Below are 646 nucleotides of genomic sequence, written 5' to 3' on the forward strand. Positions count from 1 at the left end.
TCCCTGCACCATTCTTTGGATATGCAACCACGCAAGTAATCCAGCTGCCGACGAATAATCAGGATCGCGCTCCAACGCCAGACGCGTAAGGCGAATGGCCTCACGGTTGTCTTCGTCCGTCAGCAGGTGAAAATGTGACTGGGCCCGAAGATAAAGTTCATAAGCGTCGAGATTTTCTGTCGGTTTCGCCCGAGCGCGAACTGTCTCGGCATGGCGAACGGACGGTTCGATCGCCGTAACAACTTCCTGCGTGACCTGATCTTGAAGGTCAAAAACATCGTCCAGCATCCCATCGAAACGATCGGCCCAAAGATGACTGCCATTCTCTGCATCAATTAGCTGTCCTGTTATCCGAAGACGCTGGCCTGCGCGCCTTACCGAACCCTCAAGCACATACCTCACGCCGAGCGCCTGCCCAACTTCGCGAATGTCGGTGCTCTTACCTTTAAAAGTAAAAGATGAGTTTCGCGCTACGACCATCAACCAACGAAAACGAGACAACTCTGTTATGATGTCCTCGGTAATTCCATCAGCGAAAAACTCTTGTTCCGGGTCGCCTGACATATTGTCAAACGGCAGCACGGCAATACCAGGTTTCTCAGATTTGACAGTTGCACTTGTAGCCGTCGAACCGACAGGCCACTGC

1 pseudogene is annotated in these 646 nt (G+C 52.3%); it reads right to left on the minus strand.

Going from position 1 to position 646, the window contains the following annotated elements:
* Window positions 1-646: pseudogene (locus ACR0E6_RS22500) on the minus strand (adenylate/guanylate cyclase domain-containing protein); the annotation flags it as partial.

The sequence above is a fragment of the Ruegeria sp. AP12 genome (assembly GCF_056540025.1).